General features: G+C 66.5%; 13 protein-coding genes. 9 read left to right on the top strand and 4 right to left on the bottom strand.

Annotated features, from left to right (window positions below; genetic code table 11):
- Nucleotides 1-139 precede the first annotated feature (139 nt).
- Both trpS and ACQR1F_RS00295 read left to right on the top strand, forming a co-directional pair.
- Complete coding sequence (gene trpS / locus ACQR1F_RS00300; RefSeq protein WP_434900145.1) at nt 140-1,159, top strand: tryptophan--tRNA ligase; 1,020 nt, start codon at nt 140-142, stop codon at nt 1,157-1,159.
- Nucleotides 1,160-1,253: 94 nt separating this feature from the next.
- Nucleotides 1,254-1,523 (top strand): hypothetical protein, encoded by a 270-nt coding sequence (locus ACQR1F_RS00295; RefSeq protein WP_434912337.1) that lies wholly within the window; start codon nt 1,254-1,256, stop codon nt 1,521-1,523.
- Between the two features lie 42 nt (nt 1,524-1,565).
- On the opposite strand, the gene galE is transcribed toward ACQR1F_RS00295, so the two are convergent.
- Nucleotides 1,566-2,561 carry a UDP-glucose 4-epimerase GalE gene (gene galE / locus ACQR1F_RS00290; RefSeq protein ID WP_434900143.1) on the bottom strand — a complete coding sequence of 332 codons (996 nt, stop codon included), beginning with the start codon at nt 2,559-2,561 and terminating at the stop codon, nt 1,566-1,568.
- Nucleotides 2,562-3,163: 602 nt separating this feature from the next.
- Between galE and ACQR1F_RS00285 the strand changes: the two genes are divergently transcribed.
- Nucleotides 3,164-4,297, top strand: a complete 1,134-nt coding sequence (locus ACQR1F_RS00285; protein WP_315801859.1) for an HlyD family secretion protein — start codon at nt 3,164-3,166, stop codon at nt 4,295-4,297.
- Nucleotides 4,284-5,909: an MFS transporter gene (locus ACQR1F_RS00280; RefSeq protein ID WP_434900142.1), complete on the top strand. Its 1,626-nt coding sequence runs from the start codon at nt 4,284-4,286 to the stop codon at nt 5,907-5,909. Before ACQR1F_RS00285 ends, ACQR1F_RS00280 begins: the two co-directional genes overlap by 14 nt.
- Before the next feature lie 259 nt (nt 5,910-6,168).
- Here the strand turns inward: ACQR1F_RS00280 and ACQR1F_RS00275 are convergent, their stop codons facing one another.
- Complete coding sequence (locus tag ACQR1F_RS00275; protein WP_434887852.1) at nt 6,169-7,644, bottom strand: M81 family metallopeptidase; 1,476 nt, start codon at nt 7,642-7,644, stop codon at nt 6,169-6,171.
- A gap of 217 nt (nt 7,645-7,861) precedes the next feature.
- Between ACQR1F_RS00275 and ACQR1F_RS00270 the strand changes: the two genes are divergently transcribed.
- Nucleotides 7,862-8,716, top strand: a complete 855-nt coding sequence (locus ACQR1F_RS00270; RefSeq protein WP_434907380.1) for an adenylate/guanylate cyclase domain-containing protein — start codon at nt 7,862-7,864, stop codon at nt 8,714-8,716.
- Between the two features lie 222 nt (nt 8,717-8,938).
- On the opposite strand, the gene ACQR1F_RS00265 is transcribed toward ACQR1F_RS00270, so the two are convergent.
- Nucleotides 8,939-9,541 carry a TetR/AcrR family transcriptional regulator gene (locus tag ACQR1F_RS00265; RefSeq protein ID WP_315801856.1) on the bottom strand — a complete coding sequence of 201 codons (603 nt, stop codon included), beginning with the start codon at nt 9,539-9,541 and terminating at the stop codon, nt 8,939-8,941.
- 190 nt (nt 9,542-9,731) lie between these two features.
- On the opposite strand from ACQR1F_RS00265, the gene ACQR1F_RS00260 reads away from it, so the two are divergent.
- The 3 genes from ACQR1F_RS00260 (at nt 9,732) to ACQR1F_RS00250 (ending at nt 14,872) form a co-directional block, all read left to right on the top strand.
- Nucleotides 9,732-10,970: an efflux RND transporter periplasmic adaptor subunit gene (locus ACQR1F_RS00260; RefSeq protein ID WP_434907253.1), complete on the top strand. Its 1,239-nt coding sequence runs from the start codon at nt 9,732-9,734 to the stop codon at nt 10,968-10,970.
- Nucleotides 10,971-11,214: 244 nt separating this feature from the next.
- Nucleotides 11,215-14,397: an efflux RND transporter permease subunit gene (locus ACQR1F_RS00255; RefSeq protein ID WP_434907252.1), complete on the top strand. Its 3,183-nt coding sequence runs from the start codon at nt 11,215-11,217 to the stop codon at nt 14,395-14,397.
- A gap of 253 nt (nt 14,398-14,650) precedes the next feature.
- Nucleotides 14,651-14,872, top strand: coding sequence for a hypothetical protein (locus ACQR1F_RS00250; RefSeq protein WP_434880451.1), 222 nt, complete (start codon nt 14,651-14,653; stop codon nt 14,870-14,872).
- A 129-nt stretch (nt 14,873-15,001) separates the two neighbouring features.
- Here the strand turns inward: ACQR1F_RS00250 and ACQR1F_RS00245 are convergent, their stop codons facing one another.
- The gene (locus ACQR1F_RS00245; protein WP_316179560.1) at nt 15,002-15,253 is read right to left on the bottom strand and encodes a hypothetical protein; all 252 of its coding nucleotides are present in this window, start codon (nt 15,251-15,253) and stop codon (nt 15,002-15,004) included.
- 452 nt (nt 15,254-15,705) lie between these two features.
- Between ACQR1F_RS00245 and ACQR1F_RS00240 the strand changes: the two genes are divergently transcribed.
- The gene (locus ACQR1F_RS00240; protein ID WP_434912336.1) at nt 15,706-16,086 is read left to right on the top strand and encodes a DUF2975 domain-containing protein; all 381 of its coding nucleotides are present in this window, start codon (nt 15,706-15,708) and stop codon (nt 16,084-16,086) included.
- The last annotated feature ends 10 nt before the right edge of the window (nt 16,087-16,096 follow it).

Here is a 16,096-nt window from a genome sequence, read left to right as displayed (position 1 = left end):
GTGGCGCTCCATCTAGGAGCGGCACGGCCTCGTCTTTGATCGCCCGTCGCCGCCGTTCATCGACCTGCGACGCGGTTCTTGTCATCAACAGCATCGAAGAGCTCGATCGAGCGGCGGTTCTCACTCCTGGAGAACCACAATGCGTCCCTCAGTGCCAGACCGTCCCGTCATCCTGACCGGCGACAGAACCACCGGCCCCCTGCACCTCGGCCACTATGTCGGCTCGCTGCGGAACCGCGTCGCGCTGCAATCCACGCATCGGCAATTCCTGCTGCTGGCCGATGCCCAGGCGCTCACGGACCACGCCCATGATCCGGCCAGGGTGAGCCGGAATATCCTGGAGATCGCGACCGACTATCTCGCCGTCGGCATCGATCCGGAGATGACGACCATCTGCCTGCAATCGCATTTGCCGGCGCTGGCTGATCTCACGCTGCTCTACATGAACTTCGTCACGGTGGCGCGGCTCGAGCGCAACCCCACCATCAAGGACGAGATCCAGGCGCGCGGCTTCGGCCGCGATATTCCGGCCGGCTTCCTTTGCTATCCCGTCGCGCAGGCGGCCGACATCACCGCCTTCAAGGCGACCATCGTGCCGGTCGGAGACGACCAGGCGCCGCTGATCGAGCAGACCAACGAGATCGTCCGCCGCATCAACCGCCAGGCGGGCAGCGAGGTGCTGCCCGAGGCACGCGCGCTGATCCCGAGCGTCGGGCGCCTGCCCGGCGTGGACGGCAAGGCCAAGATGAGCAAATCACAGGGCAACACGATTCCGCTCTCCGCCACGGCGGACGAGATCCGCGATGCCGTCCGCCGCATGTTCACCGATCCCGGCCACATCAGGGCCGCGGATCCCGGCCGCGTCGAGGGCAATGTCGTCTTCACCTATCTCGACGCGTTCGACGACGATCCTGCGGCTGTTGCGGACCTCAAGGCGCGTTATATCCGAGGCGGCCTCGGCGACAGCGTCGTGAAGCGGCGGCTCGATGACGTGCTGCAGGCCGTGGTCGCGCCCATCCGCGACCGGCGGGCGGCGCTGGCGCGCGATCCCAGCCATGTTCTCGACATCGTCAGGCGCGGCACCGAACTGGCGCGCACCCTCACTACTGCGACCTTGCGCGATGTCCGCGACGCGCTGGGTCTGTTCACGCTGCAATAGCTCTCGAATGATGAGGCCGCATGTGCCGCCGGATCGAGACCAAAGCGCGGCGGCATTTACCGGGCGGAAACCGTTGCTGTCGTTGAATGCGAGCATGGCTCAGTTGCGCATGGAAGTTCGCGATTCGGCCGGCACCATCCTGCCGGGCTATGGCGACGCATTCTTCGACCTCAGGCTCCCCGGCGATCACTGCCGCGTAGCTCAGACCCTGCTGCGGATGATCCGCGGCGACGATGCCCGCTCACCGGTCCACAGCGTCCACTTCTTCCGTGACGCGTCCGAGATCGGGAGCTGGTCGGTCGAAGACGAGCGGGTCGAAAGCTTCATCGACGCCTGCGTGCACACGCCGCCGGCAGCGGCTTAGCGCCACCGGCTCCAGAAGACGTCCTCGCGGACGGCCCGGCTTTCACGCGATGCGCGGGTGCGCCGCCTGGTGCCAGGTCCAGGCCGAGCGGATGATCGTGCCGAGATCGGACCGATGCGCCGCGAAGCCGAGCTCCTGCCGGGCAAGACGCGGATCGGCGACCAGGACCGGTGGATCGCCGGCGCGGCGCGCGCGCACCACCAGCGGGATCCGCTCGCCGGTCTCCCTGCCGATTGCATCGACGATCTCGCGAACCGAATGGCCGCGGCCGGTGCCGAGATTGTAGGTGCCACCCGAACCGTTCTGCAGCAGACGCTCCATCGCCGCGATGTGGGCTGCCGTGAGATCATCGACGTGAACATAGTCGCGCACGGCGGTTCCGTCGGGTGTGTCATAGTCGGTGCCGAAGATCGCGAAGTCCGGCACATGGCCGAGGATCGCCATCAGCGCCCGCGGGATCAGGTGCGTCTCGGGATCGCGCAGCTCACCGATCAGGCCTGACGCGTCGGCGCCGCCAGCGTTGAAGTAGCGCAGCACGATGGCCGACAGGCCGTAGGCCGCCTGATAGTCCGCCAGGATCTGCTCGATCATGTATTTCGAGCGGCCGTAGGGATTCAGGGCCGAGCCCGCGGCGCTCTCGGGAATCGGCTTCCGCCCGGCGTCGCCATAGACCGCGCCGGTCGAGGAGAACACCAGCCGCGCGCAGCCGGCCTCGCGCATGCCCTGCAGCAGGCGCAGGCTGCCGGCGACGTTGTTGAGATAGTATGCCTCCGGATCGGTGACGGATTCGCCGATCGTGCTCGGCCCGGCCAGGTGCATGACCGCGCCGACCCCGTGGGCGCGGATGGTGTCAGCCACTCTGGCGCTGTCGGCGATGTCGCCGACCACCAGCGGTCCCCACCGCACGAAGCGGCGATGGCCGGTGGACAGATTGTCGTAGCAGATCGGCACGTAGCCGGCCCCGGCAACAGCCTTGCAGCAATGAGCCCCGATGTAGCCGGCGCCTCCGGCAACCAGGATCGCTCCGTTGTGACCCATGCATGAAGGCCTTCTGATCAGCGAACGGCTGGACCCAGTCGCGGATGCGAAATGTGACCCAGCGCGGCGACCGCTGCAACCGGGCAGCGCGCCGGCCGGCGTCACCGACAACCGCTTGGCGGCACGCCGCTCTGCGCGCTCTTAACGGTCTTGCACCCCGGCCGGTCGTCCGGTGGCGGTCAGGTGATGCCGAATAGCTGATGTCACGCGATGGCAGCACGACATCTAGCCGTGAACAGACCTCGTACCCGGCTGCGCCGCTGATTCGGACGCGGTTCGTTCAAGTCGCGTTCTGAACGTTAACGTGAGCGCGCGCGACGTCGCATTCTGGGACATCATGCGCGGGCTGGTCGCGGCAGCGAGTGCAGCGCCGATGTCGTTGGCGCGGTCGCGGCGCGGCGATCGCGGGCTGTGCCCGTGTGCTCAACCTGCTGGCCTGTTAGCTGGTTCATCACGGTCCGATCGCCTGCCGGTTCCGTTCGGCGCGCAGATGTCCATGCCCCGCGGCGCATGGCTCACAACCCAGAGTCCAGGTGGCACGCGGCGCAGAATGGGGTACGAGTCGTCGGACTGATCAGCGTCGGCCGATGCAGGAGGCTCCCTTGAGTGAAACACCTGGTAACGTCGACGCGGCGGCGCGCGCTGCATCGACGCCGCCCCCCTCCTCCGCCGCGGCGCCCGGGCTCTGGGCGCGTCTCGGCATTCCGCTGCTTGCGGTGATCGCAGCGCTCGCCTTCGTGGCGCTCGCGACCACGCGCTGGAACGCCTGGACCGGCAACGCAACGACCCAGTCGACCAACGATGCCTATGTGCGCGCCGACCTGACGCAGCTCTCGAGCCGCGTGGCCGGCGAGGTGACGAAGGTTGCGGTCAGCGATTTCCAGCAGGTCAAGGCCGGCGACCTGCTGGTCCAGATCGATCCGGCCGACTACGAGGCACAGGTGTCGCAGGCCGAAGCCAATGTCGAAGCGGCGCAGGCGGCGCTCGACAACCTCAGCAACCAGGTCGAGCTACAATACGCGACCATCGCCCAGGCCGAAGCGCAGCAGGTCTCGGCCGGCGCGGCCGAGGTGCAGGCCAGGCAGGAGGAAGAGCGCCAGCAGTCGCTGTCGCAGAGCGAGGCAGGGACCAAGCAGCGGCTGGAACAGGCAACGGCCGCCTATGCCAAGGCACAGGCGGACGTGCGCGCGAGCCGCGCGGTGATCGCCGCCCAGCGCCACCAGTTGGAGGTGCTCACCGGCACCAAGAAGCAGCGCGGCGCCGATCTCGCCGGCGCCAAGGCCGCGCTCGCCGCGGCGCGGCTCAAGCTCGGCTACACCAGGATCACTGCGCCATTCGACGGCGTCGTCGGACAGCGCCAGGTGCAGGTCGGCGACTACGTCAACATCGGCAGCAGCCTGATCGCGGTGGTGCCGCTGCCGCATGTTTTCGTCATCGCCAACTACAAGGAAACGCAGCTCACCCATGTCGCGCCCGGCCAGCCGGTCGAGGTCACCGTGGACTCGTTCCCGGGCCAAAGGCTGCATGGCCGCGTCGAGCGGATCGCGCCGGCCTCCGGCTCGCAATTCGCGCTGCTGCCGCCCGACAATGCCACCGGCAACTTCACCAAGGTCGTGCAGCGCATTCCGGTCCGCATCGCCCTCGACGGCGACCAGCCGCTGCTCGCGCGGCTGCTGCCGGGCATGTCGGTCGAGACCCACATCCGCACCGCCGGCCAGGCCGATGGCACCAAGTGAGACCGATCGCGGACCGCTGTCGCGCGGCGGCCAGGCGGCGCATCCGCTGTTTGCCGTCGGGGCGGTGCTGCTCGGCTCGTTCCTGGCGAATTTCGACAGCCGGCTGACCTCGGTCGGCCTGCCCGATCTGCGCGGCGCGTTCTCGCTCGGCTTCGACGAGGGCGCATGGCTGTCGACCGCCGCGATCGGCTCGCAGATCTTGATCGCGCCGGCGGTGGCGTGGCTCGCGACCGTGTTCGGCCTGCGCCGTGTGCTCGGCATTCCCAGCCTGATCTACGCGGTGCTGTCGCTGATCATTCCGTTCGTGCGCGACTATCCGACCTTGATCGCGCTCGCGATCCTGCACGGCATGCTGCTCGGCACCTTCGTGCCGGCCACGCTCATGATCATCTTCCGCAACCTGCCGATCCGCTGGTGGCTGCCGGCGATCTCGATCTATGCGATCCGGGTCGGCTTCGCGCTGGATACCTCGACCTCGCTGGTCGGTTTCTATGTCGAGCATCTCGGCTGGCAGTGGCTGTACTGGCAGGGCGTCGTGCTGGCTCCGCTGATGGCGCTGATGGTCTATCTCGGCACCCCGGCCGAGCCGGTCAACCGCACGCTGCTCGAGAACGCCGACTGGGGCGGGATGCTGCTGCTCGGCAGCGCCGTGGCGATGATCTATGCCGGGCTCGACCAGGGCAACCGGCTCGACTGGCTGCAATCGGGCACGGTGATGGCGCTGCTATCAGGCGGCGCCGCGCTGTTCGTCCTGTTCCTCGTCAACGAGGCGCTCGCCCCGCAGCCATGGGCGCATTTCAACGTGCTGTTCTCGCGCAACATCGGGCTGTCGCTGGTCGTGATCCTGCTCTACACGCTGACCAGCCTCTCGAATGCGTCGCTGGTGCCGAACTTCCTCGCCACGATCACGCAGTTGCGGCCGGAGCAGAGCGGCTCGCTGCTGTTGTTCTACGGCGCGCTGCCGATGATCGTGCTGGTGCCGCTGTCGATCGTGCTGCTTCGCCATCTCGATCCCCGCATCGTCGTCGTGCTCGGTCTCAGCGCCTTCGCCGCGGCCAATCTGCTCGGCACCCAGATCACCCATGCCTGGGCGCGCGAGGATTTCATCGTCATCGTCGTGCTGCAGTCGATCGGACAGGCCCTGACCTTGCTGTCGATCATCATCCTCGCGCTGTCGAATTCCGATCCGGCCCGCGCGACCTCCTTTGCGGCCTACATCCAGGTGATGCGGCTCGGCGGCGCCGAAATCGGCGTCGCCCTGATGGGAACGTGGCTGCGGGTGCGCGAGCAGGTGCACTCGGCCTATCTCGGCCTCAACATCCAGAGCGGCGATCTCGACGTCGCGCGCGCGCTGCAACGGCTGACCGGCTATTTCGCCGCGCATGGCGGCGGCCAGGCCAAGGCGCGCGCCGTCGGGACCTTGGCCGCGCAGGTCCAGCGCGAGGCCAACGTGCTCGCTTATCTCGACGCGTTCTGGCTGTGCTTCTGGCTCGCGATCGCCGCGCTCCTGCTGGTCGCCCTGATCACGCGCGCGCCTCCGGGCCCGTTCTCGCCGACACCGATCAGTCTGAGGGCGGCGTGGATGCGACGGTTCGGATCGTCGACGACGTGAGCGGGCCCGCCCCCGCATGCGGGGTCGTAGCTTTCTCTCCAACGACGCCGGCGCGCCTCTGCGCCTTTAACCTTCTCGCGAAAGCCGAGCCGCGGCGATCAGGATCGCCGGCGCTGCATGTTGCGCGCCATGTCCGAGAGCTACGACATCTAGCCGTGAACAGATTTCAAACCTTGATTCGCAAGCGATTCGGACGCGGTTCGTTCCAGCCGCGTTCCGAACGTTAACGTCGCTGCGATGAGCGTCGCATTCTGGGACATCATGCGCGCGATGGTTGCGGCAACTCGTCGAGCGGCCATTTCGGACGCTTGATCTTCTTGTAGGGCAACGTCGTCACGTCGCGCGCGACCACGCCGGGCGCATCGACCATGATGATGTCGGCCGCGATCGGCGCAAATGCCGCGCGGAAATGCTGGGCGGATTTCACCACGACGAGCTTGCGCGTGGCAGGATCGCAGCCGAGCTGGGTGAAGAAGTCGGTGCCGAACGCCTGGCAGCGGAACGTCGTGATCACGACCTCGACGCCATTGCTCGCGATCAGCGCGCAATCGCCGAGCTTGGCGGGCGTGCCGGCGAGGCCCGTCATCACCATGTTCTCCTTCAGCGCCTTGATCTCCCAGGTCGCATCGACGGGATCACCCGACAGCGGCCCGATCTTGCCGCCGATCCGCAGCGGCAGCTTGGCGCCGACGCCGGCATCGAAGGCGATGCGCACCGCGATCGGATCCCAGAGTGGACCGAGGCAGGCATTGCCGATGTTGCGGTCGAGCAGCCGGCGCAGGATGAAGGTGGAATCGCCGGGCGCACCGCCGCCGGGATTGTCGCTGGCATCGCCGAGCACGATGGTGCCGTCTGTCGCCAATGCCTGGTCAAGCGCGGCATCGACGCCGGGCATGCGCTCGGTCACCGCCTCGCGCATGCCGATCAGTTCGTCCGCAAGGCGGCGTGCCAGCGCCTTCGCCCTGACACCGTCCGGATCGACGGCGGCATCGCTATAGACCAGCACCTTGGTGCCCATGGACGGCGTGTCGCCCCAGCCGAAGCCGTGAACGATCGAGACCGAGACGATGCCGTCCTTGCCTTCCAGCGCGGTGATGCGGTCGACGAAGCTGCGCACCGGCTCGCGCGTGGTGTGCAGGGTGACGATCATGTCGGTGTCGACCAGCGCCTTCTGCAGCTTCAGCCGCTTCTCGGCGATCTCGGTGCAGTGTTTCACCAGATCCTGCGCGCGCTCGAGAATGTCGGTGTGCGGATATTCCTTCCAGCAGATCAGAAGATCGGCGCTTCTGACCATCAGCTCGCTCATATGGACGTGGGGGTCGAGCGTGGCGCCGACGACCACATCGGGTCCGACGATCTCGCGTATCAGCGCGAGCAGCTCGCCCTCGCAATCATCATAGCCGTCGGCGATCATCGCGCCGTGCAGGCCGATCAGCGCCATGTCGACCGGCAGCGCGGCTTTGAGGTCGGCAAGGATCTGGTCACGCAGGGTTTCGAACGCGGCGCGAGTGACGAGCCCGTTGGGCACGGCCGCGGCCACCAGCCCTTCGATCAGCGTCCAGCCCTTGGACGGCCCAACCTGGCGCGCAGCCCATAGTGGCCCGCCATGCATCTGCATCTTGTCTGGGTGCTGGCCGGCGGGGAAGTAGGCGCGCTCATGGAAGGTCGCGAGCCCCGTGGGCATCGGCGCGAAGGTATTGGTCTCGGTGGCAAGGGCGGCGGAGAAGACACGCATGAAGGCTGAACCCGGTGGTTGCGAGGAAAGGCAGGCGCGCACCGGCCCGGCCGGCGATGCAGGCCCACAAAGAAACGGACCTCATCAGGAAGCGCAAGAGACCCATGCGAAGGGCGACCGCCGCACAGCGCATGGGACGGAAAACAGCGCGGCCTGATCCCGCTGCGCCGGATGATGCCTGATGCATTTGGCAATCGATGAGGCTACGATCGGCTACATGGCGGACGATAAATTGAAACGGCGGTTGACGACAGTGCTGTGCGCGGATGTGCACGGCTATTCCCGCCTCATGGGAGCCGACGAAGCCGGTACGCTGGAGACGCTGCGCCGCTACCGCACGGCCATTGCAGGATTGGTGGAGCGCCATGACGGGCGCATCGTCAATACTTGGGGCGATGCCGTGATCGCCGAGTTCGCCAGTGTCGTCGAGGCCGTGCGGTGTGCCGTCGAAATTCAGCAGGAAATCAGTCAGAAGCCCACGCCATCCAACGGACACCAGATGCAGTTTCGCATCGGGATCAATCTGGGAGATGTGATGGTGGATGGTTCCGATATCTTCGGCGATGGGGTCAATATCGCGGCGCGCCTGCAAGAACTGGCCGAGCCCGGCGGCATCGTGGTCTCGGCCCCCGTCTACGACCAGGTGCACAACAAACTGACTGTCGGCTTCGACTGTCTTGGCCAGCCACCGCTGAAGAATGTTGCCCCCGTGACCAGCTATCGTGTCACGATCGGCGGCCGTTCCGGCCAGCGACCCGACCTGGTTGACGACGGCGCCCTCCATGCGCGCGCGTTTGCGGCCTCGAGCGCTCCACCTCCTTTTCGCGACGGCGATGCGCGATCCACGTCGATCACCTCGATCGCGGATCACTTCGCGAGCCTGCCTCGTCCCCTCGCAATGGCCCTCACGGTCTCCGGCTTTCTGCTTCTGATCAATGTTTTCACCGGTCTGCACAGAGTCTGGTTTCATTGGCCGGCCGCAGCATTGCTGTTCGCCGGCATCATGCGGACGGTGCTCCAGAGCAGGCCTCCTTCGGACAAGATTGAGCGACGTCGGACGCGCCGGGACTAAGCGGCTGGTGGTTGCGAGCGCTCTATTCGGCCCGGAATCAGATCGAAGCCCGGCATCGCGAAGGTGCGCTTTAACGGCTGCGGGCTGACGGTCCGGAAAACGCCGATATCCTGCTACGATCTCACAGGCCGTCACTCCTACGCCTGCTCGGGGCTTCGCGAACACACAGATGGAGACAGCTTGAGAATGTCGCATGGCGGCTTGGCTCCGCGCGACCGGGCATTACGCCCGCACAGACTGCTCCTCGACCGACCTGATCGCCACGGCCGCAACCTGGGCCAGAGCCTCACGGTCGCCGCCGGAGGAGGCCATCACGCTCATGCCCGTGATCACGGCCGAGACGTAACGCGCGAGCGCGGCCGGATCCGCGGCCGGGGCCAGATCGCCTTCGCGCTTGGCGCGCTCGAAACGGTGCCGGAGCTGCTCCTCGGTCTGCGCACGGCGGGCCGCGAGCTCGAACGGCACGTTGGCGGAGCCGGAGCCGCAGGCGAGACCGCCCTGCACCAGCAGGCAGCCGGGCGGATTGGAGGGATCGGTCTGTTTCTCGGCGACGCCCATCAGCATCCGCGCGGTGACCTCGCGGGCGGTCGGCGCGCTCAGCACCTCGTCCATCCAGGCCTCCCGTCGCGCCGTGTAGCGGTCGAGCGCGGCCTTGAGCAGGGCTTCCTTGCTGCCGAACGCGGCATAGAGGCTGGGCGGGTTGATGCCCATGGCGTCGGTGAGCTGGGCGATGGTCGCGCCCTCATAGCCATGGCGCCAGAACACCTCCATCGCCTGGTCCAGCGCGGTGTCGCGATCGAAAGTCCGGGGCCGTCCGATGCCCATGTGCAAAACTCCTGTTCCCGTCTCCGCCCCGTCTGATTCTTATCTAGTTGTTATTGAACGCGATTTCTTTGATCTGGCGCAGTCGCCGAAAGTCGGGCTACTATTTTCGTAGTATCCGTTACATAAGTCTCTTGCGAACGGGTTGCCAGCGCCACATTTGTAGCGAGCACTACAAATCTGGAGCGCGCCAATGCCTTCGCCCGAAATTCGTTCTTCCGGCCGCCTGAAGCGGTGGCTGGGCACCGTCGCCGCCGCCGGCCTGGTGATTGCCGCCGGATCCTACGCCGGCTCCCAATATTTCCACTTCAGTCCCGCGCCGAATGCGGCCCGCGCGGCGGCCCCCGAACAGGCCGTCCCCGTGACGGTTGTCGTCGTCGAGCCGCGCCAGGCGAGCCTGTGGGACGAGTTCTCCGGCCGGCTCGAGGCGGTCGAGCGGGTCGAGATCCGGCCGCGGGTGGCCGGCGCCATTCTCGGCACCAATTTCACCGAGGGCTCGCTGGTCAAGGCCGGCGACGTCCTGTTCAAGATCGACCCCGCGCCCTACGCCGCCGAGGTCGACCGGGCGCAGGCGCAGCTCGAGGCTGCGCGGGCCCGCGCATCCTTCGCCGCCAATGAGCTGGAGCGCGGCGCGCAGCTGGTCGGCAACTCCATCGTCACCAAGCGCGACTACGACCAGCGCGACAACGGCAATCGCGAGGCGATCGCCAACGTCAAGGCCGCGGAAGCGGCGTTGCAGGCCGCAAAACTCAATCTCGACTACACGCAGGTGCGCGCGCCGGTCGACGGCCGGGTCGGCCGGATCGAGGTCACCGTCGGCAACCTCGTCGCCGCCGGGTCGGCCTCGCCGGTGCTGACCTCGCTGGTGTCCGTCAACCCGATCTATGCGAGCTTCGACGCCACCGAAGAGCTGGTGTTGCGCGCATTGTCGGCGATTGCCGACGGCTCCGGCAAACGCGGCAATCTCGACCGCATCCCGGTCGAGATGACGACCTCGGGCGGCATCACGGCATCCGGCCATATCCAGTTGATCGACAATCAGGTCAACGGGCAGAGCGGCACGATCCGCGTCCGCGCCGTGTTCAAGAACGAGGACGGCCGGCTGATCCCCGGCCAGTTCGCGCGCGTGCGCATGGGCCAGCCGCAGCAGCAATCGCTGGTGCTGCTCGACGAGCGCGCCATCGGCACCGACCAGGACAAGAAATTCGTGATGGTGGTCGGCGACGACGAGCGCGCTGTCTATCGCACGGTCAGCCTCGGCGGCAGCGTCGATGGCCTGCGCATCATCTCCGCCGGCCTCAAGCCCGGCGAGCGCGTGGTCGTCAACGGCCTTCAGCGGGTGCGGCCGGGCGCGCTGCTGAAGACGCAGGTGGCGGCGATGGGCGCGCGGGACGGGGCGGCGTCTGACAACAAGCAGCTGGCGCAGCGCTGAGCATCATTGGAGCCCGGCCACCAACGCCACCCACAGCTGTCGTCCCCGCGAAAGCGGGGACCCATAACCACCGGCTTTGTTTGTAGGCAAGAAAGATGACCCCCAGTCTTTTTCACCAACTGGCCGTCCGCGGTATGGGTCCCGGCGTTCGCCGGGACGACACCTGATCTGAGGCGGCAGCGAGCGCAATAGCTCGAGCGAATTTCATTTCACACGCTGACATCTCCCGACCACGGGGCCCCCCATGAACCTCTCCAAATTCTTCATCGACCGGCCGATCTTCGCAGGCGTGCTGTCGACGCTGATCTTCCTCGGCGGCCTGATCGCGCTGTTCTCCATGCCGATCTCCGAATACCCCGACGTCGTGCCACCCTCGGTGGTGGTGCGCGCGACCTATCCCGGCGCCAATCCCAAGGTGATCGCCGAGACGGTGGCGACGCCGATCGAGGAGCAGATCAACGGCGTCGAGAACATGCTCTATATGAGTAGCCAGGCGACCACCGACGGCGCGATGACGCTCACCGTCACCTTCAAGCTCGGCACCGATCCGGACAAGGCGACGCAGCTGGTGCAGAACCGCGTGCAGCAGGCCGAGCCGCGGCTGCCCGCCGTGGTGCGCCAGCTCGGTGTCATCACCAAGAAGAGCTCGCCCGACCTCACCATGGTCGTGCATCTGATTTCGCCGAACGGCCGCTACGACACGACCTATTTGCGCAACTACGCGGTGCTCAACGTCAAGGACCGGCTGGCGCGCATCGACGGCGTCGGCGACGTGCAGCTGTTCGGCGCCGGCGACTATTCGATGCGGGTCTGGGTCGATCCGCAGAAGGCGGCCGAGCACGGCCTCTCCGCTTCTGACATCGTCAAGGCGATCCAGGCGCAAAACGTCGAGGCCGCGGCCGGCGTGGTCGGCGCCTCGCCGAGCGTCAAGGGGCTCGACCTGCAGCTCTCGGTCAATGCCGAGGGCCGGCTGTCGAACGAGGACCAGTTCGCCGACATCGTCGTGAAGACCGGCGCGCATGGCGAGATCACGCGGCTGCGCGACGTCGCCCGCATCGAGCTCGGCGCCTCCGAGTACGGCCTGCGCTCGCTGCTCGACAACAAGCAGGCCGTGGCGATCCCGATCTTCCAGGCGCCCGGCTCCAACGCGCTGCAGATCTCGGACAACGTTCGCGCCACCATGGCCGAGATCAAGAAGACGATGCCGGAAGGCGTCGAGTATCACATCGTCTATGACCCGACGCAGTTCGTGCGCTCCTCGATCGAGGCCGTCGTGCACACACTTTTCGAGGCCATCGTGCTGGTCGTGATCGTCGTGATCCTGTTCCTGCAGACCTGGCGTGCCTCGATCATCCCGCTGCTGGCTGTCCCCGTCTCGATCGTCGGCACCTTCGCGGTGATGCATCTGTTCGGCTTCTCGATCAACGCGCTCAGCCTGTTCGGCCTGGTGCTCGCGATCGGCATCGTCGTCGACGACGCCATCGTCGTCGTGGAGAACGTCGAGCGCAACATCGAGAGCGGCCTGTCGCCGCGTGACGCCACCTATCAGGCGATGCGCGAGGTGTCGGGACCGATCATCGCGATCGCTCTGGTGCTGGTCGCGGTGTTCGTGCCGCTCGCCTTCATCTCCGGCCTCACCGGGCAGTTCTACAAGCAGTTCGCGCTGACGATCGCGATCTCCACCGTGATCTCCGCGGTCAACTCGCTGACCCTGTCGCCGGCGCTGTCGGCGCTGCTGCTCAAGGGCCACCACGAGCCCAAGGATCGCCTCACCCGGATTCTCGATCGTACGCTCGGCTGGTTCTTCCGCGGCTTCAACCGCGCCTTCGTCCGTGCGTCCAATAACTACAGCGGCAGCGTGTCGAAGGTGATCACCGGCAAGGCCGCCGTCATGGTGCTCTACGTCCTGCTGGTCGGCGCCACCGCCGTGCTGTTCAAGCAGGTGCCGGGCGGCTTCGTGCCGGGCCAGGACAAGCAGTACCTGGTCGGCTTCGCGCGGCTGCCGGACGGCGCCACGCTGGACCGCTCCGAGGAGGTGATCCGCAAGATGAGCGACATCGCGCTGACGCAGCCCGGCGTCGAGAGCTCGGTCGCCTTCCCCGGCCTGTCGATCTCCGGCTTTACCAACTCCTCCAATGCCGGCATCGTGTTCTCGACCCTGAAGCCGTTCGACGAGCGCAAGGATCCGTCCTTGTCGGGCGGCGCGCTGGCGATGGAGCTCAACAAGAAGTACGCCGGCATCCAGGACGCCTTCATCGCGATGTTCCCGCCACCGCCGGTCAACGGCCTCGGCACCATCGGCGGCTTCAAGCTGCAGATCGAGGACCGCGCCGGCCTCGGCTACGAGGCGCTCAACGACGTCACCAAGGCGTTCATGGCGGGCCTGCAGAAGTCGCCCGAGATCGCCGGCGTATTCTCCAGCTTCCAGGTCAACGTGCCGCAACTCTTCGCCGACATCGACCGCACCAAGGCGTTGCAGCTCGGCGTGCCCGTGACGGAGGTGTTCAACACCCTGCAGATCTACCTCGGCTCCTACTACGTGAACGACTTCAACAAGTTCGGGCGCACCTATTCGGTGCGCGTGCAGGCCGACGCACCGTTCCGCGCCCGAGCCGACGATATCCGCCAGCTCAAGGTACGCTCCGCCTCCGGCGACATGGTGCCGCTGTCGGCGCTGCTGAACGTGCGGCAGAGCGCCGGGCCCGAGCGCGCCATCCGCTACAACGGCTTCTTGTCATCGGACATCAACGCGGCAGCGGCGCCCGGCTTCTCCTCGGGCCAGGCGCAGGCGGCGGCCGAGCGGGTCGCGGCCGAGGTGCTGCCGCCCGGCTTTGCCTTCGAATGGACCGACCTGACCTATCAGGAGTTCATCGCCGGCAACTCCGGTCTGTGGGTGTTTCCGCTGGCGATCCTCCTGGTGTTCCTGGTGCTGGCCGCGCTGTATGAGAGCCTGACCTTGCCGCTCGCGATCCTGATGATCGTTCCGATGGCGCTGCTGGCGGCGATGGCCGGCGTCTACCTCTCGAAGGGCGACAACAACATCTTCACCCAGATCGGCCTGATCGTGCTCGTCGGCCTCTCCGCCAAGAACGCGATCCTGATCGTCGAATTCGCGCGCGAGCTCGAATTCGCCGGGCGCACGCCGCTGCGCGCCGCGATCGAGGCGAGCCGTCTGCGGTTGCGGCCGATCCTGATGACGTCGATGGCGTTCATCATGGGCGTGCTGCCGCTGGTGCTGTCGACCGGAGCAGGCTCCGAGATGCGGCGCGCGATGGGCGTCGCGGTGTTCTCCGGCATGATCGGCGTCACCGTGTTCGGCCTGTTCCTGACGCCGGTGTTCTATGTGCTGCTGCGGACGCTGACCGGCATGAAGCCGCTCACCCAGCATGGCGGCCACGGCACGGTGGCGGCTCAACCCGCGGAGTAAACAAGAATGTGAACGCGCGTGATGTCGAGGGTCCAGAAGCGCGATCGTCTCTTGATTCGTAGAGACAAATGGCCGCCGGCGTCCCCCATCACGCTCCCCCGATGATCCGTTTCGCGATCAATTCTACAGGACTGTGAAACGGATCACAGACCAGCGCAGCGGGATGGAGGACGCCAACTCCAGCACGTTGCGCCGACCCGGCGGCCTGTCCCGCACCAGGCCGCCGGGTCATTTGACCACAAGGAGTTGCAACATGGATTTTTTGAATCAAATGGTGGCAGCCCGGCTGATGAAGACGGCCGAGGGTTTTCAGCGCATCGGAGCACATGGAGGATTTCGCCGTCTCGCCGGCCCGGTCAGCGCTACAGCCAGCTCACGCCCCGCTGTGGGCCTGGTCGTCGACAATGCGGCAGCAGGTGATCCGTCGCTATCGCAGAGCTGCCCGGAGCGCGATGGCTGCGGCGCCGGCCTGTAGCGGCGCGCCTTGGCGCCGCATCAATGGCCAGCACGCGCGCCTTTGAACGAAGCCGCGGCAAAACACGAAGTAACGACATCTATGGCGAAGACCGGCTTTGGCGCGTGATGGCTGCTGCGCCGGAACAGCTCATGGGCGCTTGCATCCTGCGCGATCGAGCATGTCCCTGACGATCAAAGGCGTTGCCGGCGTTTCCGCCGCGTCCTGCGCTGCGGCAGCGGAGCTCAGCGCCTGCCCGACAGTCGCCGCGCTCAAGTTCAACGAGGTGCGGCAGGTCGCGCGCCCCATGCTGGCGACTGCGCCAGCGGCCTCGCCGACTCCGGCAAGGTAGGCGGTGAGAACCTGCTGGGCCGTCCGGTCGGTCGGCGCCTTCTCCAGCATCTGAACCACCTGCGCGACCGATATCAGGCCGCGAGAGGTGGATGGCGCGGCGCTGGATGGAGAAGTCGTCATAACAGCGGACGCGAAGGCGACAGTGACGGCCAGTCTGGCCCGGCAATGAGACATGAGGTGGCTCCTGAGCTAATACCCCATCTGTCGAACGAAAATAAATTATTGTCAAACGATAATTTTTGATCGTATCGTGATCCTGTCGGCGCACTGCCGAGACACCAATCAACCGTGGGGGCCATTCGACCATGACGCAAACAGCAGAGATGTCCGGCACGAGTGCCGCGCGCTCCGGACGCAGCAATCGCATTCGCCGGCTCAGCCAACTGATGGCGGCAAGCTGTCTCGTCACCTCCGCGCTGCTCGCCGCGGCAATGGCGCTCTATTGGGCCTTGACGCCCACGCCCATGCTGTTCAGCCAGGCCGGAATTCCAGATGCTCCCGTGACCGAGATCGACTTCTCCACACGAGCCCTCGCGTTCGGCATCGCCATGGTCCCGCTGGGCACGCTGATCTGGGGCCTGCTGAGCGGACGTCGTTGCTTCGACGCCTTCGCCGCCGGCCGCATCTTCTCGCGCGACTCGATCAGACAGCTGAAGACGTTTGCGATCGCTGTCGCGGCATCAGCCCTGCTGAAACCGCTGGCCGGTGCAGCGCTGTCGGTCGTCCTGAGCTTCCGTCAGCCCGCGGGAGCGAAGACCCTCGCGCTGAGCGTCGGATCGGATACGCTCATAGCGCTGATCTTCGCAGGGACGGTTGCGGTCATCGCCTGGGTGATGACGGAGGCGCTGGAGATCGCCGACGAAAACAAGCAATTCGTCTGAAGGACAGGAC

It is taken from the genome of Bradyrhizobium sp. HKCCYLS3013, from assembly GCF_051167615.1.
Taxonomy (GTDB): domain Bacteria; phylum Pseudomonadota; class Alphaproteobacteria; order Rhizobiales; family Xanthobacteraceae; genus Bradyrhizobium.
The sequence above is the reverse complement of the archived record's forward strand: the minus strand, read 5'-3'. Positions and strand labels throughout refer to the sequence as shown.

What these genes read in the sequence shown, in the direction of transcription:
- trpS (WP_434900145.1), top strand. Translation starts at nt 140, where the DNA reads ATGCGTCCCTCAGTGCCAGACCGTCCCGTCATCCTGACCGGCGACAGA.
- ACQR1F_RS00295 (WP_434912337.1), top strand. Translation starts at nt 1,254, where the DNA reads ATGGCTCAGTTGCGCATGGAAGTTCGCGATTCGGCCGGCACCATCCTG.
- galE (WP_434900143.1), bottom strand. Translation starts at nt 2,561, where the DNA reads ATGGGTCACAACGGAGCGATCCTGGTTGCCGGAGGCGCCGGCTACATC.
- ACQR1F_RS00280 (WP_434900142.1), top strand. Translation starts at nt 4,284, where the DNA reads ATGGCACCAAGTGAGACCGATCGCGGACCGCTGTCGCGCGGCGGCCAG.
- ACQR1F_RS00275 (WP_434887852.1), bottom strand. Translation starts at nt 7,644, where the DNA reads ATGCGTGTCTTCTCCGCCGCCCTTGCCACCGAGACCAATACCTTCGCG.
- ACQR1F_RS00270 (WP_434907380.1), top strand. Translation starts at nt 7,862, where the DNA reads ATGGCGGACGATAAATTGAAACGGCGGTTGACGACAGTGCTGTGCGCG.
- ACQR1F_RS00265 (WP_315801856.1), bottom strand. Translation starts at nt 9,541, where the DNA reads ATGGGCATCGGACGGCCCCGGACTTTCGATCGCGACACCGCGCTGGAC.
- ACQR1F_RS00260 (WP_434907253.1), top strand. Translation starts at nt 9,732, where the DNA reads ATGCCTTCGCCCGAAATTCGTTCTTCCGGCCGCCTGAAGCGGTGGCTG.
- ACQR1F_RS00255 (WP_434907252.1), top strand. Translation starts at nt 11,215, where the DNA reads ATGAACCTCTCCAAATTCTTCATCGACCGGCCGATCTTCGCAGGCGTG.
- ACQR1F_RS00250 (WP_434880451.1), top strand. Translation starts at nt 14,651, where the DNA reads ATGGATTTTTTGAATCAAATGGTGGCAGCCCGGCTGATGAAGACGGCC.
- ACQR1F_RS00245 (WP_316179560.1), bottom strand. Translation starts at nt 15,253, where the DNA reads ATGCTGGAGAAGGCGCCGACCGACCGGACGGCCCAGCAGGTTCTCACC.